The organism is Actinomadura darangshiensis (assembly GCF_004349235.1).
Lineage (GTDB): Bacteria > Actinomycetota > Actinomycetes > Streptosporangiales > Streptosporangiaceae > Spirillospora > Spirillospora darangshiensis.
Genome location: NZ_SMKY01000062.1, coordinates 1 through 23,343, shown reverse-complemented (window position 1 = coordinate 23,343; position 23,343 = coordinate 1). Strand labels below are relative to the sequence as shown.

23 protein-coding genes are annotated in these 23,343 nt (G+C 73.4%); 11 read left to right on the top strand and 12 right to left on the bottom strand.

What is annotated here, in order from left to right; all coding sequences use genetic code 11:
• Positions 1–7: 7 nt before the first annotated feature.
• The 4 genes from E1293_RS16175 (at position 8) to E1293_RS16160 (ending at position 2,176) form a co-directional block, all read left to right on the top strand.
• Entirely contained in the window at positions 8–865 is an 858-nt protein-coding gene (locus E1293_RS16175; protein ID WP_132198224.1) for an amidohydrolase family protein, read from the top strand.
• A 27-nt stretch (positions 866–892) separates the two neighbouring features.
• The gene (locus E1293_RS16170; RefSeq protein WP_132198223.1) at positions 893–1,186 is read left to right on the top strand and encodes a DUF2470 domain-containing protein; all 294 of its coding nucleotides are present in this window, start codon (positions 893–895) and stop codon (positions 1,184–1,186) included.
• Between the two features lie 38 nt (positions 1,187–1,224).
• A complete protein-coding gene (locus tag E1293_RS16165; RefSeq protein WP_132198222.1) occupies positions 1,225–1,878 on the top strand; it encodes a biliverdin-producing heme oxygenase in 654 nt (217 codons plus the stop codon).
• A gap of 112 nt (positions 1,879–1,990) precedes the next feature.
• Positions 1,991–2,176, top strand: a complete 186-nt coding sequence (locus E1293_RS16160) for a hypothetical protein (RefSeq protein WP_132198221.1) — start codon at positions 1,991–1,993, stop codon at positions 2,174–2,176.
• A gap of 10 nt (positions 2,177–2,186) precedes the next feature.
• Here the strand turns inward: E1293_RS16160 and E1293_RS16155 are convergent, their stop codons facing one another.
• The 3 genes from E1293_RS16155 to E1293_RS16145 form a co-directional block, all read right to left on the bottom strand.
• The gene (locus E1293_RS16155; RefSeq protein ID WP_132198220.1) at positions 2,187–3,605 is read right to left on the bottom strand and encodes an RNB domain-containing ribonuclease; all 1,419 of its coding nucleotides are present in this window, start codon (positions 3,603–3,605) and stop codon (positions 2,187–2,189) included.
• A gap of 99 nt (positions 3,606–3,704) precedes the next feature.
• Positions 3,705–4,430, bottom strand: coding sequence for a Crp/Fnr family transcriptional regulator (locus E1293_RS16150; RefSeq protein WP_243716260.1), 726 nt, complete (start codon positions 4,428–4,430; stop codon positions 3,705–3,707).
• A 206-nt stretch (positions 4,431–4,636) separates the two neighbouring features.
• A complete protein-coding gene (locus tag E1293_RS16145) occupies positions 4,637–5,557 on the bottom strand; it encodes a 5'-3' exonuclease (RefSeq protein WP_132198218.1) in 921 nt (306 codons plus the stop codon).
• 99 nt (positions 5,558–5,656) lie between these two features.
• Here E1293_RS16145 and E1293_RS16140 point away from each other — a divergent pair, with 99 nt between their 5' ends.
• The 5 genes from E1293_RS16140 to E1293_RS16120 all read left to right on the top strand — a co-directional run bounded on the left by E1293_RS16140 (position 5,657) and on the right by E1293_RS16120 (position 11,915).
• On the top strand, positions 5,657–6,766 hold the full coding sequence (locus E1293_RS16140; RefSeq protein WP_243716259.1) for a M24 family metallopeptidase: 1,110 nt from the start codon (positions 5,657–5,659) through the stop codon (positions 6,764–6,766).
• Positions 6,767–7,020: 254 nt separating this feature from the next.
• Positions 7,021–8,250 (top strand): ABC transporter ATP-binding protein, encoded by a 1,230-nt coding sequence (locus tag E1293_RS16135; RefSeq protein ID WP_132198216.1) that lies wholly within the window; start codon positions 7,021–7,023, stop codon positions 8,248–8,250.
• Entirely contained in the window at positions 8,247–9,569 is a 1,323-nt protein-coding gene (locus tag E1293_RS16130; protein WP_132198215.1) for an ABC transporter substrate-binding protein, read from the top strand. The genes E1293_RS16135 and E1293_RS16130 overlap by 4 nt, the downstream gene beginning before the upstream one ends.
• A 25-nt stretch (positions 9,570–9,594) precedes the next feature.
• On the top strand, positions 9,595–10,980 hold the full coding sequence (locus tag E1293_RS16125; RefSeq protein ID WP_132198214.1) for an ABC transporter permease: 1,386 nt from the start codon (positions 9,595–9,597) through the stop codon (positions 10,978–10,980).
• Positions 10,977–11,915 (top strand): carbohydrate ABC transporter permease, encoded by a 939-nt coding sequence (locus E1293_RS16120; RefSeq protein WP_132198213.1) that lies wholly within the window; start codon positions 10,977–10,979, stop codon positions 11,913–11,915. Before E1293_RS16125 ends, E1293_RS16120 begins: the two co-directional genes overlap by 4 nt.
• Before the next feature lie 81 nt (positions 11,916–11,996).
• Here the strand turns inward: E1293_RS16120 and E1293_RS16115 are convergent, their stop codons facing one another.
• Positions 11,997–13,244, bottom strand: coding sequence for an ABC transporter ATP-binding protein (locus E1293_RS16115; RefSeq protein ID WP_132198212.1), 1,248 nt, complete (start codon positions 13,242–13,244; stop codon positions 11,997–11,999).
• 144 nt (positions 13,245–13,388) lie between these two features.
• On the opposite strand from E1293_RS16115, the gene E1293_RS16110 reads away from it, so the two are divergent.
• Positions 13,389–14,414 (top strand): LacI family DNA-binding transcriptional regulator, encoded by a 1,026-nt coding sequence (locus E1293_RS16110; protein ID WP_132198211.1) that lies wholly within the window; start codon positions 13,389–13,391, stop codon positions 14,412–14,414.
• A 72-nt stretch (positions 14,415–14,486) separates the two neighbouring features.
• On the top strand, positions 14,487–14,927 hold the full coding sequence (locus E1293_RS16105; RefSeq protein WP_132198210.1) for an Lrp/AsnC family transcriptional regulator: 441 nt from the start codon (positions 14,487–14,489) through the stop codon (positions 14,925–14,927).
• A 25-nt stretch (positions 14,928–14,952) separates the two neighbouring features.
• Here the strand turns inward: E1293_RS16105 and E1293_RS16100 are convergent, their stop codons facing one another.
• The 8 genes from E1293_RS16100 to E1293_RS16065 all read right to left on the bottom strand — a co-directional run bounded on the left by E1293_RS16100 (position 14,953) and on the right by E1293_RS16065 (position 23,280).
• Positions 14,953–15,870 carry a TIGR03619 family F420-dependent LLM class oxidoreductase gene (locus E1293_RS16100; RefSeq protein WP_132198209.1) on the bottom strand — a complete coding sequence of 306 codons (918 nt, stop codon included), beginning with the start codon at positions 15,868–15,870 and terminating at the stop codon, positions 14,953–14,955.
• Between the two features lie 111 nt (positions 15,871–15,981).
• Positions 15,982–16,959: an N-acetylglucosamine kinase gene (locus E1293_RS16095; protein ID WP_207938882.1), complete on the bottom strand. Its 978-nt coding sequence runs from the start codon at positions 16,957–16,959 to the stop codon at positions 15,982–15,984.
• The gene (locus E1293_RS16090; protein ID WP_132198208.1) at positions 16,959–18,215 is read right to left on the bottom strand and encodes a 6-phospho-beta-glucosidase; all 1,257 of its coding nucleotides are present in this window, start codon (positions 18,213–18,215) and stop codon (positions 16,959–16,961) included. Before E1293_RS16090 ends, E1293_RS16095 begins: the two co-directional genes overlap by 1 nt.
• On the bottom strand, positions 18,212–19,042 hold the full coding sequence (locus E1293_RS16085; RefSeq protein WP_132198207.1) for a carbohydrate ABC transporter permease: 831 nt from the start codon (positions 19,040–19,042) through the stop codon (positions 18,212–18,214). The genes E1293_RS16090 and E1293_RS16085 overlap by 4 nt, the downstream gene beginning before the upstream one ends.
• Positions 19,039–20,019 carry a carbohydrate ABC transporter permease gene (locus E1293_RS16080; RefSeq protein WP_243716258.1) on the bottom strand — a complete coding sequence of 327 codons (981 nt, stop codon included), beginning with the start codon at positions 20,017–20,019 and terminating at the stop codon, positions 19,039–19,041. Before E1293_RS16080 ends, E1293_RS16085 begins: the two co-directional genes overlap by 4 nt.
• A 1-nt stretch (position 20,020) precedes the next feature.
• Positions 20,021–21,346, bottom strand: a complete 1,326-nt coding sequence (locus E1293_RS16075; RefSeq protein WP_243716257.1) for an ABC transporter substrate-binding protein — start codon at positions 21,344–21,346, stop codon at positions 20,021–20,023.
• A 47-nt stretch (positions 21,347–21,393) separates the two neighbouring features.
• On the bottom strand, positions 21,394–22,623 hold the full coding sequence (locus tag E1293_RS16070; protein WP_132198206.1) for an ROK family transcriptional regulator: 1,230 nt from the start codon (positions 22,621–22,623) through the stop codon (positions 21,394–21,396).
• A gap of 117 nt (positions 22,624–22,740) precedes the next feature.
• Positions 22,741–23,280, bottom strand: coding sequence for a DUF1707 and FHA domain-containing protein (locus tag E1293_RS16065; RefSeq protein WP_132198205.1), 540 nt, complete (start codon positions 23,278–23,280; stop codon positions 22,741–22,743).
• Between the last annotated feature and the right edge of the window lie 63 nt (positions 23,281–23,343).

Below are 23,343 nucleotides of genomic sequence, written 5' to 3'. Positions count from 1 at the left end.
GGCGCCGATGCTCGACGGACGCCCGCTGGTCGACGCGCACGTGCACACCGCCCGGCTGCCGACGCTGCCCCCGGCCTGGCGGCAGTGGGCCGAGGAGTTCGGCTCGTCCCACCCCTGGCAGGACCTCTACGACGCCGACGGCGCCCTCGTGCCCGAGCGGGTCGACGCCTACTTCGACGGCGAGGGCGTCGACATCGCGCTCCTGCTGTGCGAGTACAGCCCGCGGACCACCGGCGTCCAGCCCATCGAGGACCTGCGGCCGCTCCTCAAGCACAACCCGCACCGTTTCCGGCCGATCGCCAACGTCAACCCGCACCTGCACTACCCGATCGACGCCGAGGTCGAGCGGCAGCTCGCCTACGGCGCCGCCGCGCTGAAGCTGCACCCGGTGCACGGCGGGTTCAGCGTCGCCGACCCCGAGCTGTACCCCGCCTACGCGGTGTGCCGCGACGCCGGCGTCCCGGTCGTCGTGCACTGCGGGACCAGCTCGTTCCCCGGCTCGGCCAACCGGTACGCCGACCCCACCCCGATCGACGACGTGCTGCGGCTGTTCCCCGGCCTGACGTTCGTCCTCGCCCACGGCGGGCGCGGCTGGTGGTACGACGCCGCCGCGTTCCTCGCCCTCTCCCGCGACGAGGTGTGGATCGAGCTGTCCGGGCTGCCGCCCCGCAGGCTCCCCGACTACTACGCCCGGCACGACCTGCGGCGGCTCGCCCGCAAGTTCATCTTCGGCACCGACTGGCCGGGCGTGCCCGGCATCGCCCGCAACGCCCGCGCCATCGCCGGGCTCGGCCTGGACGAGGAGACCCTCTCCCTCGTCCTCGGCGGCAACGCCCTCCGGGTCTACAAGGACCTGTCCGTTTAGCGCCCGTCCATCGGAAAGGACCATTCCATGACCGACGCGGGGCCCTTCACCGAGGACGTCGTGGGGCAGATCATGCGGCACATGAACGACGACCACGCCGCCGACTGCCTGACGATCTGCCGCGCGCTGGGCGGCCGGCCCGGCGCGACCGCGGCGCGGATGACCGGCCTGGACGCCGGCGGGATCGAGTTCGCCGTCGCCGACGGCGGGGTCGAGCATCCCGTCCGGATCCCGTTCGCCGAGCGGCTGACCGAACGCCCGCAGGTGCGCCGCGAGGTCGTCCGCATGACGCAGGAGGCGCGCGCCGCGCTCAGCGCCTGACTGGACGTTTCCGACGCCACGTAGGTAAAGTAGCCGACATGGCGTCGGAAAACGTGTTCTCGGCCCGGCTGCGCGCCGCCACCTGGAGCGACCACGGGGACAACGAGACCTCGGCCTACATGAGCGCCCTCGTCGAGGGACGCCTCGATCGGGACGAGTACGCCGTCCTGGTCGCCCAGCTCCACCCGGTCTACGACCTGCTGGAGCGGGCCGCCGACCGGATGGCGTCCGACCCGGTCGCCGGCCCCTTCGACCTCGCCGGCCTGCGCCGCCGCGACGCGCTGGAGGCCGACCTCGCGTTCTTCTACGGGCCCCGCTGGCGCTCCCGCATCGAGCCGAACGCCGCGACGGCCCGCTACTGCGACCGCATCCGCGAGGTGTGCTCCGAGTGGCCCGGCGGCTTCGTCGCGCACCACTACACCCGCTACCTGGGCGACCTGTCCGGGGGTCAGTACATCGGGGTCCAGGTCCGCAAGACCCTCGACCTGTCCGCCGGCGACGACGGCGTCCGCTTCTACCGCTTCCCGGGCAAGCCCAAGGCGTACAAGGACCGCTACCGCGCGATGCTCGACGCCGCCCCGTGGGACGCCGCCGAGCAGTCCCGCATCGTCGGCGAGGTGAAGGCCGCCTACCGCCTCAACGCCGCCCTCACCGAGGAGATCGGCGAGCGCCTGCGCCTCGACGCCGCCTAGCGGCCGGGTATCGGACGGCCGAAAAGGGGCCGCGGTTTGCCGGGCGGTCCAGCGGAGATCCGTTAGGCAGCCGGGGCCCACCACGGGCGCCGACCCCCCAACGGAGGCCGACATGCTCGCGATCGTCGCCGCGATCGTCTTCGCGCTAGCCCTGCTCTTCGACCTGGCCGACGTCTCGTCGGACGCCATCAACAACGGGACGCTGACCGTCCTCGGCCTGCTGCTGATCGCGCTGCACTTCGCCGGCGTCGGCACGAGCACCAAGTGGCGGCCCCGCCGCTCCAGCCGCCGCCGCTGACCGGCGCGGCTCACCCGGCCCGGGAGAAGCGGACGTGGCGGCGCGCCGCGTCCGCCTCCTCCAGCCGCACCCTGACCTGCTCGCCGAGCGGGAGCCCCGCCCCGTCGCAGCGGCCGATCACCGGCGGCGCCGCCAGCTGCACCCGGCCGCCGGTGCGGTCGCCGTTCACGTCCACCACCACCGCGTCGAACACGTCCCCCACGTGGTCGCGCAGCAGCAGCGCCTCGACGAGGTCGACGCACGCGTGGTCGACGTCGTTCGCCCGCCGCAGCGCCCGCTGCATCACCTCGGGCAGTTCGGGCAGTGCCGCCCGCGTCCAGTCCGGCACGGGACGGCCCGCCGCCAGCGCCAGGCACACCTCCGTCGCGTACCGGTCCGCGAGCCGCCGGATCGGCGCGGTGACGTGCGCGTACGGGGCGGCGACGGCGGCGTGCACGGCCTGCTCTGGCCGCGTCCCGTCGAACGCGGTGTAGCCGGCGCCGCGCAGCAGCCCCGCCGCGTCGTGCAGGAACGCCGCGTGCCGGGGGATCGACGGGTCGAGCGCGCGGACGATCGCGCCGTAGGAGGCGTCCGCCGGCCAGGCGACGCCGAGCGCGCGTGCCGCCGGCCGCAGCCGCTCGACGGTCTCGGCGGGCGCGGGCGGCATCGTGCGCAGCAGCCCGACGCCGCCGTCCAGCATCAGCCGGGCCGCGGCCCGCCCGGTCAGCAGGGAGATCTGCGCGTTCCACGCCTCCGTCGCGAGGTCGCCGCGCAGCTTCAGCGCCCAGCCGCCGTTCGCGTGCACGACCTCCTGCTCGGGCAGCGGCAGGCTCACCCCGCCGCGGGCCGCCTCCGCCGCGATGAGCCGCTCGCCGATCTCGCCGAGCAGCGCGATCCGGGGGTCCCCGCCGTCGTGCCGGGCGGTCGCGTAGTCGAGGCGGTCGCGGCTGCGGACGAGGGCGCGCCGCACGTCCACGTCCGCGATCCGGCCCTCGGCGTCGATGTCGATCGTCCACGCGACGGCGGGACGCTCCCGCCCCGGCAGCAGGCTCGCGGTGCCCTCCGACAGCGGGCGGGGGTGCAGCGGGGAGTTGGCGTCCGGCAGGTAGAGGGTGACGCCGCGGGTGCGGGCCTCGGCGTCCAGCGCGCCGCCCGGCCGCACGAACCCGGCCACGTCGGCGATCGCGTACCGCACCCGGTGCCCGGCGCCGCGCCGCTCCAGGTGCATCGCCTGGTCGAGGTCCATCGAGCCGGGCGGGTCGAGGGTGAAGAACGGGACGTCGCGCAGGTCGGCGCGGCCGTTGGCGGCCGCCGCGGACCCGGCCGCCTCGGCGAGGACGGCGGGCGGGAACGGACCGGGCACCGAGTACTCGGCGCGGATGCGGTCCAGTCCCGCGCGGACCTCGGCGTCGGCCTCGGCGGTACGCAGTCGCAGCGGTCGGCGCGGCACAGAACAGAGCGTACGGGACGATCCCGCCGTTCCGTTCGGAATCTACATTGTAAAGGCGACAGCCCGGCCGCCGGGTGCCGGCCGCCCCGTACCGGGCGTTCAGTCGGGGGGAGTCCGCGCGTACGCGCGCAGCCCGGGCGGGTCGGTCACGGTGATCCGCCGCCAGCCGGTGCTGACCAGGCCCTCCCGCCGCAGGGTGGCCAGCGCTCGCGCGACGGTCTCCCGGGACGCGTCCATCCAGCTGCCGAGCTCCTCCTGCGACAGCGGCGGCGCGATCGCGATCGCGCCGCCCGGCTCCGGCGGGGCGTGCCGGGCCGACAGCTCGGCGAGCCGCGTCAGCAGGATCGCCAGCCGCCGCGCGCCCTGCGCCGACACGTGCGCCTGCAGCCTGCGGTCAGCGTCGTCCAGGCGCCGCACGAACGTGCCGCTGACCAGCAGCCACACCCGCGGGTGGGCGTCCAGGAAGGCGGTGAAGCGGGCCGCCGGCACGGTCAGCGCGCGGACCCGGTCCAGCGCCTGGACGGTCGCGGACCGCTCCCGGCGGCCGAGCACCGCGCTCTCGCAGACCAGGTCGCCGGGCCCGCGCACGGCGAGCACGACGACGCGGCCGTCCTCGCCGGCGCTGGTGACCTTCGCCCAGCCCGACTCGATGATGATGATGTGGTCGGAATCGTCGCCCTGGTAGCACAGGGGCGCCTTCGGCTGGTGGTTGCGGGTCCGGCCGGCGTCGCGGAGCGCCGCCCGCTCCGTGGCGTCCAGCGCGTCCCAGAATCCGCCGCCGGCCTCCGCGGCGGGGCCGCCGCGGGATCGGGTCCGCTCGCTCACGGCACGTCCGCTCCGGTCCGGGGTTCGGGGTGAACCGGCACCCGCGGCAGATGGGGGGAGTGGGGCGTGAGGCCCAGTGCCGCGGGTACCGGTCGCCTTCATGTGCCTAGGAGAACCCATGACTGATCCGCATGCTGCACGCCGGAGAACGCCCTGTCTGCGTCATCTGACACTTTTGGCGAAAATTGCAGCGAGAAATGCCGGGGTCAGCGGGCCAGGGCGTTCAGCAGGCGGTTGACGGGGCCGGAGAGGTTCCACTGGTCGGCGAGCGCGACGAGCGCCTCGCCGTCGCGCGGCTCGGCCGGGAGCCGGTCGTCCAGCCCCGCCAACTCGGGCGCGTCGATGTCGGTGACGACCCGCACCACCGTCTCGGCGGCGGCGAGGTACTCGCGGGCCGCCTCCATCCGGCGGCGCGCGCCCGCCGGGAACCCCTCGTCGGTGCCCGCGTCCAGCGCCGCGAGGATGCCGCCCACCGACCCGAACCGGGTGACGAGCGCGGCGGCGGTCTTGTCGCCGACGCCCGGCACGCCGGGCAGCCCGTCGCTGGGGTCGCCGCGCAGCGTCGCGTAGTCGCCGTAGCCGCGGCCCGGGATGCCGTACTTGGCCGCGACCTCCTTCTCGCCCATCACCTGGAGGTTCCGGACCCCGCGCGCGGTGTACAGGACGGCGACGGGGCCGCCGTCATCGACGAGCTGGAACAGGTCGCGGTCGCCGGTCACGATGTCGACCGGGCCGTCGGCCGCGCCCCGCACCGCGAGCGTCCCGATCACGTCGTCGGCCTCGTAGCCCGGGACGCCCGCGCTCGCCAGCCCGAACGCCTCCAGCACCTGGGCGATGACCGGGAGCTGCGCCTCCAGCGCGTCCGGCGTCTGGTCGCCGCCGTCCTCGGCGACCCGGTGGGCCTTGTAGGACGGCAGCGCCGCCACCCGGAACGCCGGCCGCCAGTCGGCGTCCATGCAGCAGACGAGCCGGTCGGGCCGCCGGTCCTGGACGAGGCGCGCGATCATGTCGACGAGGCCGCGCACCGCGTTCACCGGTGTCCCGTCCGGCGCCGTCACCGACTCGGGCACCCCGAAGAAGGCGCGGAAGTACAACGACGGCGTGTCCAGCAGCATCAGCCCGCTCATGACGCACATGCTCCCACGCGGGTCCGGCGCCGCGCCTGCACGCCGCTCCTGCGATCCTGGTACCGGGCCATCGGACAGGACCCAAGAATGGAGACGGGTGTGACAACGGAGTTGTATCCGCGCGAGCGCGTGGGGCTGGTGCAGGAGGCGACGGCGAAGGCGGGCCTCGGGGCGGTGCTGCTGACCCCCGGACCGGACCTGCGCTACGCCACCGGCTACGACGCGAAGCAGCTGGAGCGCCTGACCTGCCTCGCCGTGCCCGCGGAGGGCGAGCCGTTCCTGATCGTGCCGCGGCTGGAGCTGCCCGCCGCGCAGGCGTCGCCGGCGGGATCGCTCGGCGTCGAGCTGGTGCCGTGGGACGAGACCGAGGACCCGTACGCGCTGACCGCCGCCCGGCTGCCCGCCGGGCTCGCCGAGGTCGGCGTCGCCGACCGGATGTGGGCGGTCATGGCGCTGCGGTTCCGCGCCGCGCTGCCGGGCGCCGAGCAGGTCGCGGCCGGCTCGGTGCTGCGGGAGCTGCGGATCCGCAAGTCGGCCGCCGAGGTCGAGGCGCTGCGCGAGGCCGGCGCGGCGATCGACCGGGTGCACCGCCGCGTGCCGGGCTTCCTCAAGGCCGGGCGCACCGAGCGGGAGGTGGGCCGCGACATCGCCGACGCGATCATCGCCGAGGGGCACGCCCAGGTCGACTTCGTGATCGTCGGGTCCGGCCCGAACGGCGCGAACCCGCACGCCGAGCTGTCGGACCGCGTCATCCTGCCCGGCGAGCCCGTCGTGGTCGACATCGGCGGGACGATGCCGAGCGGCTACTGCTCCGACTCGACCCGCAACTTCTGCGTGGGCGAGCCGCCCGCCGGGTACCTCGCCTACTTCGCGGTGCTGGCGGAGGCGCAGCGGGCGTCGTCGGAGGCCGTCCGGCCCGGAGCGACGCCCGAGGAGGTGGACGCGGCGGGCCGCGACATCATCGCCGCCGCCGGATACGGCGAGCACTTCTTCCACCGCACCGGCCACGGCATCGGGCTGGAGTCGCACGAGGACCCCTACATCGTCGCCGGCAACCGCGAGCCGCTGGAGCCCGGCATGGCGTTCTCCATCGAGCCGGGCATCTACCCCGGCCCGCACGGCGCCCGCATCGAGGACATCGTCGTGTGCACCGAGGACGGCCACGAGCCGATGAACGTCACCGAGCGCGGGCTGGTGATCGTCGAGTAGCGCCCGCCCGGCGCGGAACACGAGGGCACGAACGGGTTTCCGTTCGTGCCCTCTTCTCCTTTTCGGCCAGCGCAAATTGGCACGGAAACGGGTCGGTAACGATCTCTGTACCAAATGCGTCAGCCCGCTCGGTGGCTGTTGCGGTCCGGGCGTTCTGCCCTGTACTTCCTTGTTGCAAGTTACGCGGGGGTAAGTCGTGTTCCTTCCCGCGGACGCCGTGCCGTGACGAACGTGCGTGAACAAGAGGAGCCGCCGTGGCAGAGGTCGACCTGATCGGCGTCGGGAAGGTCTATCCCGACGGCACGCGGGCCGTGACCGACCTGAACCTGCACATCGAGGACGGGGAGTTCCTCGTCCTGGTCGGCCCCTCCGGCTGCGGCAAGACGACCGCGCTGCGGATGGCCGCCGGGCTGGAGGACATCTCCGAGGGCGAGGTCACGATCGGCGGCCGGGTCGTCAACCGCGTCCCCGCCCGGGACCGCGACGTCGCGATGGTGTTCCAGAGCTACGCCCTCTACCCGCACCTGTCGGTCCGCGACAACATCGGCTTCGGGCTGTCGCTGCGCAAGCTGCCGAAGGCCGAGATCCGCGCGAAGGTCGACCGCGCCGCGGAGATCCTCGGCCTCACCGAGCACCTGTCGCGCAAGCCCCGCAACCTGTCGGGCGGCCAGCGGCAGCGCGTCGCGATGGGCCGCGCGATCGTCCGCGAGCCGCAGGCGTTCCTCATGGACGAGCCGCTGTCCAACCTCGACGCCAAGCTCCGCGTCCAGATGCGCGCCGAGATCGCCCGCATCCAGCGCGACCTCGGCGTCACCACGATCTACGTCACGCACGACCAGACCGAGGCGATGACGCTCGGCGACCGCGTCGCGGTGATGAAGAAGGGCGAGCTGCAGCAGGTCGCCCCGCCGCAGGAGCTGTACGACCGGCCGGCGAACCTGTTCGTCGCCGGCTTCATCGGCTCGCCGGCCATGAACCTGATCCAGGGCTCGCTGTCCGGGGACGCGGCGAACCCGCGCCTGGAGATCGGCGGCCAGACCCTGACGCTGCCGGCCGCGGTGCTGACCGAGCGCCCGGCCCTCGCGTCCTACCTCGGGGGCGACGTCGTCGTCGGCATCCGCCCCGAGGACATGGAGGACTCCGAGCTCGTGGAGGCGTCCGAAGGGTCCGGGCTCACCTCCACCGCCGACCTCGTGGAGGCGATGGGCTCGGACGTGCTGGTCCACTTCGCGATCGAGGCGTCCCAGGTCGTCACCGAGGACACCAAGGAGCTCGCGCGCGACGCGGGGACCGACGTGCTGGGGCACCTGGAGGCCCCCCGCACGGACCTGGTCGCGCGGTTCAGCCCGCGCACCCGCGTGAAGGTGGGCGACCCGGTGGCGATCAGCGTCGACACCGGCCGCCTGCACTTCTTCGATATCGAGTCCGGCGCGTCGATCTGGGGATCAGGCGGCGCCGGTCCGGCCAGGGAGGATGAGGAATGAGGGTCAGCAGGCTGACGGGGGCCGCCGTTGCGGCGGCGATGCTCCTGTCCGCGGCCGCCGCGTGCGGCGGCGACGACGACAAGGGCGACGGCGGGTCCACGCCCGCCGGCGGGGGAGAACTGAAGGGCACCACCATCGAGGTCGCGGCCAAGTGGACCGGCCCCGAGGAGGCGAACTTCCGCAAGGTGCTGAAGGCGTTCGAGGACAAGACGGGGGCGAAGGTCAACTACGCCTCCACCGGCGAGAACACCGACGCCTACCTCGGCCCGCGCATCGAGGCCAAGACCCCGCCGGACGTGGCGATCCTGCCGCAGCCCGGCCTGATGCAGCAGTACGCCGACAAGGGCGCGCTGAAGCCGCTCGCGGACGACGCCGTCTCGGAGGTCGGCACGAACTTCTCGCCGTACTGGAAGGAGCTCGGCTCCTCCGGCGGCAAGACCTACGGCGTGATCGTCAAGGCCGCCTACAAGTCGATCCTGTGGTACCGGCCGCAGGCGTTCGACGAGGCCGGCGTGCAGCCGCCCGCGGCGTGGGCCGACCTGGTCAAGACGGCGGGCACCCTGCAGGACGCGGGCACCACCCCGTTCACCCTGGCCGCCGGCCCGCAGGACTCCTGGACGCTCACCGACTGGTTCGAGAACGTCTACCTGTCGCAGGCCGGGCCGGACAACTACGACAAGCTCGCCAAGCACGAGATCAAGTGGACCGACCCGACGGTCGGCAAGGCGCTGGAGACCCTCGCCGAGATCTGGGGCAAGCCCGACTACCTCAACGGCGGCGTCGCGACCGCGACCAAGACCAAGTTCGACGAGTCGGTCACGCAGGTCTTCGGCCAGCAGAAGGCCGCCATGGTGTACGGCGGCGACTTCGCCGCCGCCAACATCGGCACCACCAAGGCGAAGGTCGGCACCGACGCCAAGGTGTTCGCGTTCCCGAAGGCCGGCGACACCGCCCCGGCGATCCTCGGCGGCGACGTCGCGGTCGCGCTGAAGGACGGCAAGGGCGCCCAGGAGCTGATGAAGTTCCTCGCCTCGCCCGAGGCGGGCAAGGTCTGGGCCGGGCTCGGCGGCTTCCTGACGCCGAACAAGAACGTCAAGCCCGACGCCTACTCCGACCCGATCGCCAAGCAGCTGATCAGCCAGCTGCAGGCGTCCGGCGACGCCGCCCGCTACGACATGTCCGACCTGGCGCCCGCCGCGTTCGGCGCGACGCCCGGAAAGGGCGAGTGGGAGGCGCTGCGCCAGTTCGTGCAGAAGCCGTCCGACGTCAAGGGCACGCAGGCCAAGCTGGAGGCCGAGGCCGCCAAGGCCTACAAGTAGGGCCTGAAAAGTAGGGGATCCCTGGATGAAGGCTCCGAATGAGGAGGTGCCGCCGGCCGCGACGGCCGGCGGCGCCGCCGCCATCGCCCCCCCGGCCGGCCGCCCCGGCGCGCGCCGGGGCCGCGAGCGGCTCACCCCGCCGTCGTGGCTGGCCCTGACGTTCCTGCTGCCGGCGCTGCTGCTGCTCGGCTTCCTGGTGCTCTACCCGATCGTGTACTCGGTGATCCGCAGCTTCTTCGACGCCTCGGGCTCGTTCGCCGGGGTCGGCAACTACACCGGGGTCTTCAAGGGGCACGACAACCTCGTGGCGGTGCGCAACACCGCCGTCTGGGTCGTGGTGGCGCCGACCGTGGTGACCATCGTCGGCCTGGTGTTCGCCGTCCTCACCGAGCGGATCCGGTGGGCGACGGTGTTCAAGCTCGTGGTGTTCATGCCGATGGCGATCTCGTTCCTCGCCTCCGGCGTGATCTTCCGGCTGGTGTACCAGCAGGACCCCGACAAGGGCGTCGCGAACGCGGCGATGGTCGCGATCCACGACATGTTCAAGCAGGACCGGAGCTATCCCGGCGCGGGGCCCCGCAGCGGCGGGAACGCTCCCGTCCGGCAGGACGGCGGCGGCGCCGTGACCACGGCGAAGTCGTACTCGGCCGGGCAGAGCGCGCTCGTCCCGCTGCTGAAGGTCAAGCAGGAGTACCTGCCGAAGGACGCCGAGCCGGCCGCGCAGCCGCCGCCGGCGAAGCCGGGGCAGCTGACGGGCACGGTCTGGTTCGACTTCACCAGGGGCGGCGGCGGGCAGCAGAACAACCCGAACGCGGGCGAGTCCGGGCTGCCCGGCATCAGGGTCGAGGCGGTCCGGGGCGGCAAGGTCGTCGCCAAGGCCACCACGGACGCCGACGGCACGTTCACGATGAAGAAGGTGCCGGACGGGACGTACACGATCCGGCTGCCCAAGGACAACTTCACCGCCGCCTACCGGGGCGCCGAATGGCTCGGCGGCACGCTGATCACACCGGCGATCATCGGGTCGTACCTGTGGGTGTGGGCCGGGTTCGCGATGGTGCTGATCGCCGCCGGGCTCGCCGCCATCCCGCGCGACGCGCTGGAGGCGGCCCGGGTGGACGGCGCCACCGAGTGGCAGGTGTTCCGGCGGGTGACGATCCCGCTGCTCGCGCCCGTCCTGATGGTCGTGCTGGTGACGCTGGTCATCAACGTCCTGAAGGTGTTCGACCTCGTCTACATCATCGGCGGCGGCGATCCGAACGCCAGCGTGCTGGCGCTGCAGATGTGGACCGAGTCGTTCGGCGGCGGCAACGACCAGGGCGCCGGCAGCGCCATCGCCGTGGTGCTGTTCGTGCTCGTGCTGCCCGCCATGCTGTTCAACATCCGGCGAATGCGGCAGGAGCGCAAATGAGCACCGCGGAGAAGGCCGCCGGGGCGCCGGCCCGGGCGGACGGCGGGAACGGGGCGGCGGGCGCACCCCGGCGCGGCCTGGCGGCGCGGGCCGTCGGCAGGCTCGGCGGCGGCGTCGCGCAGGTGCTGCTGGTCCTCATCGCGCTGTTCTGGCTGGTGCCGACCCTCGGGCTGCTGGTCGCCTCGCTGCGCTCCAACGCGGACAACAGCGCGGGCGGCTGGTGGAAGGTGTTCACCAAGCCGACGCAGCTGACCGCCGAGTCCTACAGCTCGCTGCTGGACAAGGGCGACTTCGTCGACTCGTTCTGGAACACGGTGCTGATCACCGTCCCGGCGACGCTGCTGGTCGTCGCGATCGCGTCGCTGGCCGCCTACGCGTTCGCGTGGATGGAGTTCCCCGGCCGGGACTGGCTGTTCCTGATCGTCGTGGCGCTGCTGGTGGTGCCCGTCCAGGTCGCGCTGATCCCGGTCGCCAAGCTCTACGGCCACATCGAGTTCGGCGGCTTCCACATGTTCGGCTCGATCACCGGCGTGGTGCTGTTCCACGTCGCGTTCGGGCTGCCGTTCGCCATCTTCCTGCTCCGCAACTTCTTCGCGGCGATCCCCCGGGACCTCCTGGAGGCGGCGCGGATGGACGGCGGCTCGGAGTGGACGATCTTCCGCCGGGTGATCTTCCCGCTGGGCGGCCCGGCGATCGCCTCGCTCGGCATCTTCCAGTTCCTGTGGGTCTGGAACGACCTGCTGGTCGCGCTGGTGTTCGCCGACACCGGGTCGCAGCCGATGACCAAGTGGCTGCAGTCCCAGATGCGGCAGTTCACCGGCAACATCGACATCCTCGCGCCCGGCGCGTTCCTGTCGCTGATCGTCCCGCTGGCCGTGTTCTTCGCCTTCCAGCGCTACTTCGTCCAGGGCGTCCTCGCCGGCTCGGTGAAGTAGCCCCCGCGGCGGCGCACGTAACGGTGCCCACGGCCTTCCTCAGGCCGTGGGCACCGCCCTGTTCCAGCCGGAACTACCTGGTCAGCCGGACTTGCGCAGGCCCTCGGCGCCGTGCCGTTCGGCGACGTCAGGGTGCCCGATGGCCAGGCCGCTGGACGGGTCGAAGAAGTGCAGCCGGGTGGTGTCGACGGCGAGGTTCACGTCCTGCCCGGGCCGCACGTGCGAGCGGGAGTTGACGCGGGCCGTCCACAGCGCCTTGTTGTCGATCAGCGGGATCGCCATGTCGCTCTCGCCCTCGGCGGCGTCCTCGGCGAGGTCGGCGGTGTCCTTGTGCTCGACCGGCGGCGCGTCGATCGTGAAGATCACGTTGATCTCGCTGCCGAGCTCCTCGGTGACGCTGCTGCGCGCCGCCATCGGCGCCCACTCGGGCTTGGCGTGCGCGGCGTCCTCGAAGTCCGACGGGCGGATGCCGAGGATGATCTTGCTGCCGAAGTAGTCGCGCAGGCCCGGCCTGCCGTCCACGACCGCGGCCGGCACCGGCAGCGTGTACCCGGCGAAGGAGACCTCCGCGCCGCCCTTGCCGGCGGTGAGGTCGGCCAGGACGAAGTTCATCGCCGGGGAGCCGATGAAGCCCGCGACGAACAGGTTGACGGGGTTGTCGAACAGCCGCTGCGGGGTATCGACCTGCTGCAGCTGGCCGTCGCGGAGCACGCACACCCGCGAGCCGAGCGTCATGGCCTCGACCTGGTCGTGGGTGACGTACACGGTGGTCACGCCGAGCCGCTCGTGCAGCTGGCTGAGCGAGGCGCGCATGGACACGCGCAGCTTGGCGTCCAGGTTGGACAGCGGCTCGTCCATCAGGAACGCCTGCGGCTGCCGGACGATCGCGCGGCCCATCGCGACGCGCTGCCGCTGCCCGCCCGACAGCGCCGCCGGCTTGCGGGCCAGGAACTGCTCCAGCCCGAGCATCTTGGCCGCGTCGCGGACCTTCTGCTTGATCTCCGACTTCGGCGTGCCGCGCAGCTTGAGGCCGAACGCGAGGTTCTGCTCGACCGTCATGTGCGGGTACAGGGCGTAGTTCTGGAAGACCATCGCGATGTCGCGGTCCTTCGGCGCGAGGTCGTTGACGACCTGCTCGCCGATGGAGATCTTCCCGCCGGTGATCTCCTCCAGGCCGGCGATCATCCGCAGCGCGGTGGACTTGCCGCAGCCGGACGGCCCGACCAGGACCATGAACTCGCCGTCGCGGATCTCCAGGTCGAGGGCGTCGACGGCCTTGACCCCGCCGCTGTACACCTTGTCGACCCGGTCCAATACGATCTTGGCCATCCGTACCCCTTTGTGGAAACGTTTCCGTTACCCCCTGCCGAGCAGGGGATTCTCCTCAATGAGTGGAGTAAACATCATGGAATCGTTTCCAGGGGAGGCGGTGCCATGAGAAGATGATCGGAAACTTCCGGAAAGGGCGGTTCGGTGGCGGCGGAGCGGCGGTCGGCGACGATCAAGGACGTGGCGGCGTCGGCGGGCGTCGGGATCGCCACGGTGTCGCGGGTGTTCTCCGGGACCGGCTCGGTCAGCGCCGCCACCCGCGAGCGCGTGCAGGCCGCCGCCCGGGACCTCGACTACCGCCCGAGCGCACTCGGCCGCGGCCTGAAGCTGCGCCGCAGCGGCGGCATCGGCCTGGTCGTCCCCGACGTCACCGACCCGTTCTGCGCCGAGGTCGTCGCGGGCGTCCTCGCCTGCGCCCGCACCCTCGGCGAGCACGTCATCGTGGACGCCGCGCACGGCGACCCCGCCCGCGAGGCCGAGATCGTCGAGCGGCTCGTCGAGCAGCGCGTGGACGGCGTCATCGCGCTCCCCGTCGGCGACGAGGCCGACTGGCGCGGCGCCGCCCGGGTGTGCTCCAGCGTCGTGTTCGCCGACCGCGTCCTGCCGGGACTGCCCGACGTCCCGTCCGTGCTCGCCGACGACGCGGGCGGCGTCCGGTCCCTCACCGAGTACCTCGCCGGGCTCGGGCACCGCCGCATCGGGTTCCTCGGCGGCGCGCCGGGTTCGGCGGCCGGGGTGCGGGAGCGGGCCTTCCGCGGCACGCTCGCCCAGCTGGGCGTCCCCGTGGAGGAGGACCTGATCGTCGCCGCCCGCCCGGTCAGCGACGCCGCCTACGCGGCCGTGGCCGGGCTGCTGCAGCGCCGCGGGGACGTCACCGCCGTGCTGGCCGCCGGGCACCTGCTCGGCGAGGCCGCCGTCCTCGTCGCCCGCGAGCTGGACCTGCGGGTGCCCGCGGACGTGTCGATCGCGATGACCGACGACGTCGCGTGGGCGGAGCTGTGCGACCCGCCGCTCACCGCCGTCGCCCGCCCCGGCCACGACATCGGCTACCGCGCCTGCGAGCTGCTGCTCCGCGAGCCCGCCCGGCGCGGCAGGGGCGGTCCCGTGCTGCTGCCGACCGAGCTGGTCGTGCGCGGCAGCTGCGGCCCGCTGCGCCCCGCGCGCCGCTGAAACACCCGCGGGCGGCGCCTCCGGTGGCCGGAGCGGGCCCACGCACCGGCTCCGGCACGCTAGATTTCCCGCGTGGAGGAGATCGATCGACAGATCATGGCGCTACTGGCCGACGACGGGCGGATGAGTTACACCGACCTGGCCAAGGAGACGGGGCTGTCGGTGTCGGCGGTGCACCAGCGCGTCCGGCGGCTGCAGAAGCGCGGCGTCATCAAGAGGTTCGCCGCGCAGCTGGACACCGGGCAGATCGGGCTGCCGCTGACCGCGTTCGTGTCGATCAAGCCGATCGACCCGGCCGCGCCGGACGACGCCCCCGACCGGCTGGCGCATCTGCAGGCGATCGAGGCGTGCCATTCGGTGGCGGGGGAGGAGAGCTACATCCTCAAGGTGCGGGTCGCGTCCCCGAACGAGCTGGAGGACCTGCTGCAGAAGATCCGCGCCGCCGCGAACGTCGCGACGCGGACCACGGTCGTGCTGAGCACGCCCTGGGAGGCGCGCCGCCCGCCGCTCTAGCCCGCCGCTCTACCGGCCGCTGCGGTCAGCCGCCCGGCGCGAAGGCCTCCAGGGCCTCCAGCGCGCGGTCGAGGGAGGCGCCCGGGTCCGCGTCCGGGCCGGTGATCTCCGGGTCGAAGTTCAGGTCGACGAACAGCTCGGTGACACCCCGCCCGGCGAGCGCCTCGGCGTCGGCCCGGATCTCGTCGTAGGAGCCGGTGAGCGGGCGCCGCCCCGCCCGCCCCGGCGGCCGGACGCGGACCGCGCCCCGGCACACGAACCGCAGCGCGGACGCGTCCCGCCCGGCCTGCTCGGCGGCCTCTGCGACGATGCCGATGGACCGGCCGATGGCGCTCAGGTCGGCGCGGCTGGAGCTGACCCAGCCCGCCGCCAGCCGCCCGGCGCGCCGCAGCGCGGGCTCGGCCGCGCCGCCGAGCAGCAGCGGCGGCCCGGACGGCTGCAGCGGCCGCGGGTCCATGGTGACCGGCGGGATGTCGTAGAACTCGCCGTGGAACTCCGCCGCGTCGCCAGGCCCCCCGCCCCACAGGGCGCGCAGCGCGCCGATGAACTCCTCCGAGCGGGCCCCGCGCCGCTCCATCGGCACGCCGGCCGCGGCGAACTCCTCGGGCATCCAGCCGAGCCCGAGACCGAGGTCGAGGCGGCCGCCGCTGACGTGGTCGAGGGTGGCGGCCTGCTTGGCGAGGACCGGCGGCGCGTAGAACGGCAGGTTCACGATCGCGACGCCGAGCCGCGCCCGGCTGGTGCGGCCGGCCAGGTAGGCGAGCGTGATCAGGGGGTCGGGGACGTTGCGGTAGGTGCGGTCGGCCGAGCCGGCCGGGTTGAGCAGGCGCTGCAGCGTCCACAGCGAGTGGTAGCCGAGCTCCTCGGCGCGCTGCGCGACCGTCACCTGGTTGCCCGGCGTCGACCATGCGCCCGATCCCGGCACCGCGAACCCGATCTCCACGCGCGCCCCTCCCTCTCCCAGCGGAACCTTACAACGTCAAGGGCGGTGGCTCGTCGTGCCCCGGCGGCACCGCTCATCAGGCCATCCAAGCACCCGGCCGGCCGAGCGTGGTCAGCGGCCGCGGAAAGCGGTGCGGAGGGTCTCGTGCGCGGGCGGCGGCGCGGACACGTGGTCGAGGGCCAGCAGCGCCGCGCCGAGCAGCGGGGGGTCTTCGGGGACGAGCAGCCGGGCGTGCGGGGCGGCCGCCGCGTAGCGTTCGGCGACCGCGTCCAGCAGCAGCGGCCGGCGGGCGGCGAGGACTCCGCCGCCGAGGACGACGTCGGCCGGGACGTCGAGGAGGCCCAGGCGGCGCAGCGCCACCGAGCCGAGGATCGCGACCTCCTCGGCGAGCCGGAACACGACCCCGCGGGCCACCGGGTCGCCGGCCTCGGCGACGTCGCAGAGGACGGGCGCGAGGCCGGTGAGGCGCCCCTCGCCGACCTCGCCGAGGTGGATGCCGAGACCGACGTCGATGGCGCGGTCCACGCCGAAGTGGGCGGCGACCGCGCCGGTGAGCGCCGTCTCCGGGCCGCGTCCGTCCTCACCGCGGATGGCGTGCCACAGCGCGGCGCGCCCCAGTTCCCCGCCGCCGCCCCAGTCGCCGGTGTGGGAGCCGAGGGAGGGGAACCGGGCGGTGCGGCCGTCGGGCGCGACGCCCGCGCAGTTGATGCCGGCGCCGCAGACGACCGCGACGCCCCAGCCCTCGGTGACGGCGCTGCGCAGCAGCGCGAACGTGTCGTTGCCGACGGCCACGCCCGGCGCGGCGCCCCGGGCGAGCAGGAGCTTCTCCAGGCGCTCCTCCTCGTCCGGCAGGTCGACGTTGGCCATGTAGGCGGCGAGGTGGACGACGTCGCCGGGCGGGGCGCCCGCGTCGCGCAGCGCGGCCGCGATGACCGCCGCCAGCGCGTCGAGCGCCGCGTCGAGCCCGGCGGACTGCGGGCGGAACCCGCCGCCGCGCACGGTGGCGAGCAGGTCGCCGCCGGTGGTGACCACGGCCGCGTCGGTCTTGCTGTTGCCGCCGTCGAGGGCGACGAGCACTCCTGCGGCCATCAGCCGGCCCACGGCAGGTGGGCGCGGTTGGCGGCGACCAGTTCACCGGCGAGCCGCTCGGCCGTGCCGATCTGGCCGACGAGCGGGTGTGCCAGCAGCGCGGCCGCGACCCGGTCGGCGCCGCCGCGCAGCGCCGCGTCCAGCGCCAGCTCCTCGTACGCGGACACGTGCGCGATGAGCCCGGCGAACAGCGGCTCGAGCGGCGGCACGGGCAGCGGCACCGCCCCGGACGCGGTGATCCGCGCGGGCACCTCGATGACCGCGCGGTCGTCCAGGAACGGCAGCGTCCCCTGGTTGCGGACGTTCACCACCTGAGCGTCGCCCCGCCCGGTCAGCAGCGACGCGGCGAGCCGCACGGCGGCCTCGGAGTAGAACGCGCCGCCGCGCTCGGCCAGCCGTTCGGGCTTGGTGTCGAGGGCGGGGTCGGCGTACATGCCGAGGAGGTCGCGTTCGAGCGCGGCGACCTGCTCGGCCCGCGACGGCGCGCCGCGCTGCTCCTCGACCACGCGGTCGTGCTCGTAGAAGTAGCGCAGGTAGTAGGACGGGACGGCGCCGAGCGCCCGCAGGAACGGGGCGGGCAGCCCGGAGACCGCGGCCAGGTCGTCCGGGTGCCGGTCGAGCAGCCGGGGGAGCACGTCGGCGCCGTCCAGCAGTACCGACCGCACCCAGGTGAGGTGGTTGAGCCCGGCGTGGCCGAGGCTCACCCGGTCGGGCGGGACGTCCAGCAGCGCCGCCGCGCGCCGCTGGAACCCGATCGCGACGTTGCACAGCCCGACGGCGCGGTGCCCGGCGTCCAGCAGCGCGCGGGTGACGATGCCGACCGGGTTGGTGAAGTCGACGATCCACGCGTCCGGGGCGCGGGCGGCGACGCGCGCGGCGATGTCCAGCACGACCGGGACGGTGCGCAGCGCCTTGGCGAGGCCGCCCGCCCCGGTCGTCTCCTGCCCGACGCAGCCGCACGCGAGCGGCAGCGTCTCGTCGACGTGCCGGGCGGCCTGCCCGCCGACGCGCAGCTGCAGCAGCACGATCGTCGCGTCGGCGACCGCCGCGTCCAGGTCGCCGGTGGTGACGACCTCGGCGGGGTGGCCGGCGCGGGCGAGCATCCGCGCGGCGAGCCCGCCGACGAGGTCCAGCCGCGCCGTGTCGGGGTCGGCGAGCACCAGCTCCGACACCGGCAGCGACGCGTGCGCGCGTGCGAGCCCGTCGACCAGTTCCGGGGTGTAGGTCGACCCGCCCCCGATGACCGTCAGCTTCAACCCTTCACTCCCGTCAAGGTCACGCCCTGGATGAACACGCGCTGGGCGAGGAAGAACACGACCAGCACCGGCAGGATCGTCAGCAGCGTCGCGGCCATGGTGAGGTTCCACTCGACATGGTGGGCGGCGCGGAACGTGGCGACGCCGATGGCGAGCGTCCAGTGGTCGGGGTCGGCGTACACGAGCGGCCGGAAGTAGTCGTTCCAGCAGTAGAAGAACTGGAACAGCGCGACCGCGGCGAGGGCCGGCTTCGCCATCGGCAGGACGACCCGCAGCATCGTGCGCAGCTCGCCGCAGCCGTCCACGCGGGCGGCGTCGGCGTACTCGCGGGGGATCGTCACGAGGAACTGGCGCAGCAGGAAGATGGAGAACGCGTCCCCGAACAGCTGCGGGATGATCAGCGGCCACAGCGAGCCGGTGAGCCCGAGCCGGGCCCACACGATGTACAGCGGCACCATGGTGACCTGCGGCGGCAGCATCATCGCCGAGATCACCACGACGAACGCCAGGTTGCGGCCGCGGAACCGGAAGCGTGCCAGCGCGTAGGCGACCGGGACGCTCGACACCAGCATGAACAGCGTGGACAGGCCCGCGTACACGAGGCTGTTGACCGTCCAGCGGACCATGTCGCCGCTGAGCACGTCGGCGAAGTTGCCGAAGTGCCAGCCGTGCGGCCACAGGTCGCCGCCGAGCGCCTGCCGGTCGGTCATCACGGCGGTCAGCAGCATGAACGCCAGCGGCGCCAGGAACATCACGGCGATGGCGACGGCGGTGGCGTGCACCGCGACCCACAGCAGGGCCCGCCGGGCGCGGGTTCCGGACGTCATTGCGCCTCCTGTCCGGCGAACGCCTTGAACCGGCGGAGCAGGAAGAGCGTGAACACCATCGCGGTGGCGAACATGACGAGCGCCAGCACGCAGGCGTAGCCCATGTTGAACTGCCGGAACCCCTGGTCGTACAGCCATTGCGGGAACGTCAGCGTGGACCCGCCGGGGTAGCCGGGCGCGTACTGGGTGCCGGGCAGGTCGGCGCGCCCGGAGGCGACCTTCCCGGCGACCATCGGCTGCGTGAAGTACTGGAGCGTCTCGATGACCCCGGTGACGGCGGAGAACGCCAGCACGGGGGACACGGTCGGCAGCGTGATGTGCCGGAACCGGGCCCAGGCGCCGGCGCCGTCGATCGCGGCGGCCTCGTACAGCGACGCCGGGACGTTGAGCAGCGCCGCCAGCATGATGATCATGACGTCGCCGACCGCCCACAGGCCGAGCGCGGCGAGGCCCGGCTTGGCCCAGGCGGCGTCGTTGAAGAAGTCCGGCAGCGCGAACCCGAGCCGCTCGAAGACCGTGTGGAAGGGGCCGGTGCCGGGGTTCACCAGGAACACGAACGCGACCGTGGCCGACACCGGCGGGATCAGGTACGGCAGGTAGAGGATCGAGCGCAGCACGCTCCCGCCCCGCTTGATCTTCGTCAGGAGCTGGGCGACGCCGAGGCCGAACAGCACCCGCAGCGGGACGAGCACCGCCACCAGCCACAGCGTGTTGCGCATCGCCGTCCAGGCGTCGCGGTCGTGCAGCAGGTAGGTGTAGTTGTCCAGCCCCGCGTACTCCAGGGTGAACAGGTTGTAGCGGGTGAAGGAGAAGTACACGGTGGCGGCCAGCGGGTAGGCGAAGAACAGGCCGAACCCCGCCAGCCAGGGGGACAGGAACGCGAGGGTCCGGAGCCGCCGGCGGCGGCGCGCCCGCGCCGCCGCCGTCCCGGTCCGCCGCGCCCCGGGCAGGGGGACGCGCAGTGAGCCGGGTGCCACGTCAGCCTCCGGCGAGCTTGAGGGCGTCGTCGACCTCGGTGTCGAGCTTCGTGAGCGCCGGGCCGAGGTCGCCCACCTTGCCGGGCTCCCACTCGTCCTGGGTGAACTTCTCGAACCGGACGATGTAGTCGTTGCCGTTCGGCGTCGGCGGCGTGGTGGAGCTGTTCGGGTTCTTGAAGACGTCCAGGAACGTCCTGAACTGCGGCGGCAGCGTCAGCTTCGGCGACGACAGCGCGGGGATCGTGGACGGGACGTTCCCGAGCGCGTTGGCGAACGTGACGAGCGCCCCGGTGTCCGTGGTGAGGTAGTGGACGAACTCCCAGGCCGCTTGTGCGTGCTTGGCACCGCGCGGGACGCCGATGACGGTGCCGGTGATGAACCCGCCGCCGTAGGTCGAGGCCCGGTCGTCGGAGACGGGTGCGGGCGCGGTGCCGTAGTCGAGCTTGGGCGCCTCCTCCTGGATGAACTTGGTGCGCCACTCCCCGTCGATCGCCATCGCGACCTTCCCCTTCTCGAAGGGGTTGGACGACTCGAACTCCTGGCCCATCGAGCGCAGGAACTCCTTGACGTTGTCGTAGCCGTACCAGTCGATGAGGCTCCTGTTCCATTTCAGATACGCCGTGAAGGCGGGGTCGCCGGCGAAGTTCGCCCTGCCGTCCCCGGTCAGCCATTTCGCGCCGAACTGCGGGGCGAGGTGCTGGACCTGGTGCTCGTAGTACTGGACGGACGGCATGAACCCGGCGACCTTGATCGTCCCGTCCGGGTCCCGCCTGGTGAGCTTCTTGGCCAGCGTGGTCAGCTCGCCCATCGTCCTGGGCGGCTCCTCGCCCTTCATCAGGCCCTTGTTGTAGTAGAGGCCGTAGGCGTCGGCCAGCAGCGGCATCGCGCACCGGGTGCCCTTGTACTGGGTGTACTGCTGCACCGCCGGCGGGAACTGGTCCAGGTCCAGCTTGGACTTGGCGATGTAGGGCGCGAGGTTCTGCCAGGCGCCGCTCTTGCACCACTGCCCGACGCTGTCGGTGGTGAAGGACGACACCACGTCGGGCGGGTTCCCGCCGCGGATGGCGTTGGTGATCCGCTCGTCGGTCTGGCCCTTGACGAGCTTGACGGTGATGTTGGGGTGGGACTTGCCGAAGCCGGCGACGGCGTCCTGGAACGCCTTCACCTCGTGCGGGGCGCTCCAGCCGTGCCAGACCTCGATCGTCTGCTTCTCGTCGGCCGCCGGGCCGCCGCCGGACTGGTCGCCGCCGGCCGTGCAGGCGGCCGTGAGACCGAGCCCTGCGGCGGCCATGACCGCCGCGAGCCGGCGCATGGTGGTGGTGGGCACTCCGGTTCTCCTTCGGGGGTGGGGAACGGCGTGGAAGAGGGGGGTGTTCAGGGGACGGTGGTGGAGAAGACCGCGTCGCGGGTCTCCTGGAGTGCCTGCTGAAGCGCCCCGGCCAGGACGGGGTTGCCCTGGACGGTGCTGAGCCGCACCTTGGGGCGCGGGATCGTCAGGCTGTGCAGGTGCTGCTGGACGCGTGCGCGGAGCGGTTCCCCGCCGGCGCGCAGGACGTCGCCGGTGAGGACGACGAGGGCGGGGTCCAGGACGCCCACGACCGTGGCGAGCGTGGCGCCGAGCCGGGTCGCGAGCTCGGTGAGGGCGCGTTCGGCGCGGGCGCCCGCGCCGGTGGCGGTGCGCCTGCCAGCGGTCTCCACGTCGGCGGCGGCGCGGCCGAGGGCGGTGGCGGCGTCGCGTCCGCGGAAGCCGTGCTCGCGCATCAGCCTCAGCACGGCCGCGCCGCCGGTGCGGCTGTGCACGCCGCCGGTGTGGGTGCGGCGCACGTCCCGCATCAGCGGGGCGCCCACCGCGGGCATGTAGCCGATCTCGCCGGCGCCGCCGGTCGCGCCCCGGTGCAGCGCGCCGTTCAGCACGACGGCCATGCCGACGCCGTCGGCGACCCACAGCAGGACGAAGTCGGCGGCGCCTCCCCCGGGCGGCGCCGCCTGCCCGCCGGCACGTTCGGCGAGGGCGGCGAGGTTGACGTCGTTCTCGATCGCGACGGGGACGCCGAGCCCGCCGCCGAGCGTGGCGACCAGGTCGGGGATGTGCCAGCCGGGGATGTGGGAGGCGTACCCGAGCCTGCCGGTCGCGGGGTCGACGGCGCCCTGGATGCCGACGACGGCGCGGTCGAGGCGGCCGCGCTCCAGTCCCGCCGCGGCGGCGGCGCCGTCGAGCGCCGCGGCCATGCGGGCGACCACGTCCACGCCGGTGCGGCCCGGCGTCGGCAGGGTGTGCTCGCCGACGACGGTCCCGGCGAGGTCGGCGACGCTGACCCGGATCCGGGCGGGGGTGACGTCGGCGCCCGCGACGTGGGCGGCGGCGCCGTTGATCCGGTACAGCTCGGCGGTGCGCCCGGGCAGGCCCTCCCGCATCCCGTCGCGGACGACGAGGCCGGCCTCCTCCAGCCGGGCGAGCAGCTGCGAGGCGGTCGGCTTGGAGATGCCCGTGAGGTCGGAGATCTGCGGCCGGGTCAGCGGCCCCCGGTCCAGCAGCGCCAGCAGCGCGGCGCGGTCGTTGATGGCCCGCAGCAGGCTGGGGGTCCCCGGGACGGGCACGGACACGGCGGCTCCTCCGAGTTAAGAAGGTTTCCTAACGTGGAGGAAAAAGTAAGGACTCTTAACGAATACGTCAAGACCCCGGGCCGGTCACGGCCGCCCGGGGGAGGGGGAAGGGGGGCGTCAGGGCGCGGTGACGACGAAGCTGGCGTTGCCGAAGCCGACCTCGTCGCCGGGCCGGACGCGGGCCGGGCCGGTCAGCCGCCACCCGTTCACCCGGGTGCCGTTCATCGACCCGAGGTCGGAGATCATCCAGCCTTCGTCCGCCCGGTAGATCTCGGCGTGAAACCGCGAGACGGTCAGGTCGGTGAGGATGAACTGGCAGCCGGGCGCGCGGCCGACGACGATACGGCCGAGCTCGTGCGGCGGGAGCATGAACCGCGGCAGCCGCGGCCCCCGCCACGCCGCCTCGATCCGCGCGGTCACCTGCGACACCGACGAGATGATCCCGGTCAGCCGGTTGACGACGCGGCCGGGCGGCGGCAGGTCGTGGACGATGTCGGCCAGCTCGGCCTTGCTGCGCGCCTGCAGCACCTGGTCGACACGGCGCTCGAACGTCTCGTCCGACATCCGGCCCTCGGCCACGCGATCACTGAGGACGCGCAGGACCCGGTCCCGTTCCGTGTCGGACGCTCTCACCGGGAATGAGGGCTGACCGTCCATAGTCGTGAGTATCCAGTCCCCATCGTCGGCTGTCCAGAAAGGCCGTCGGCCGAGGGCGGGCGA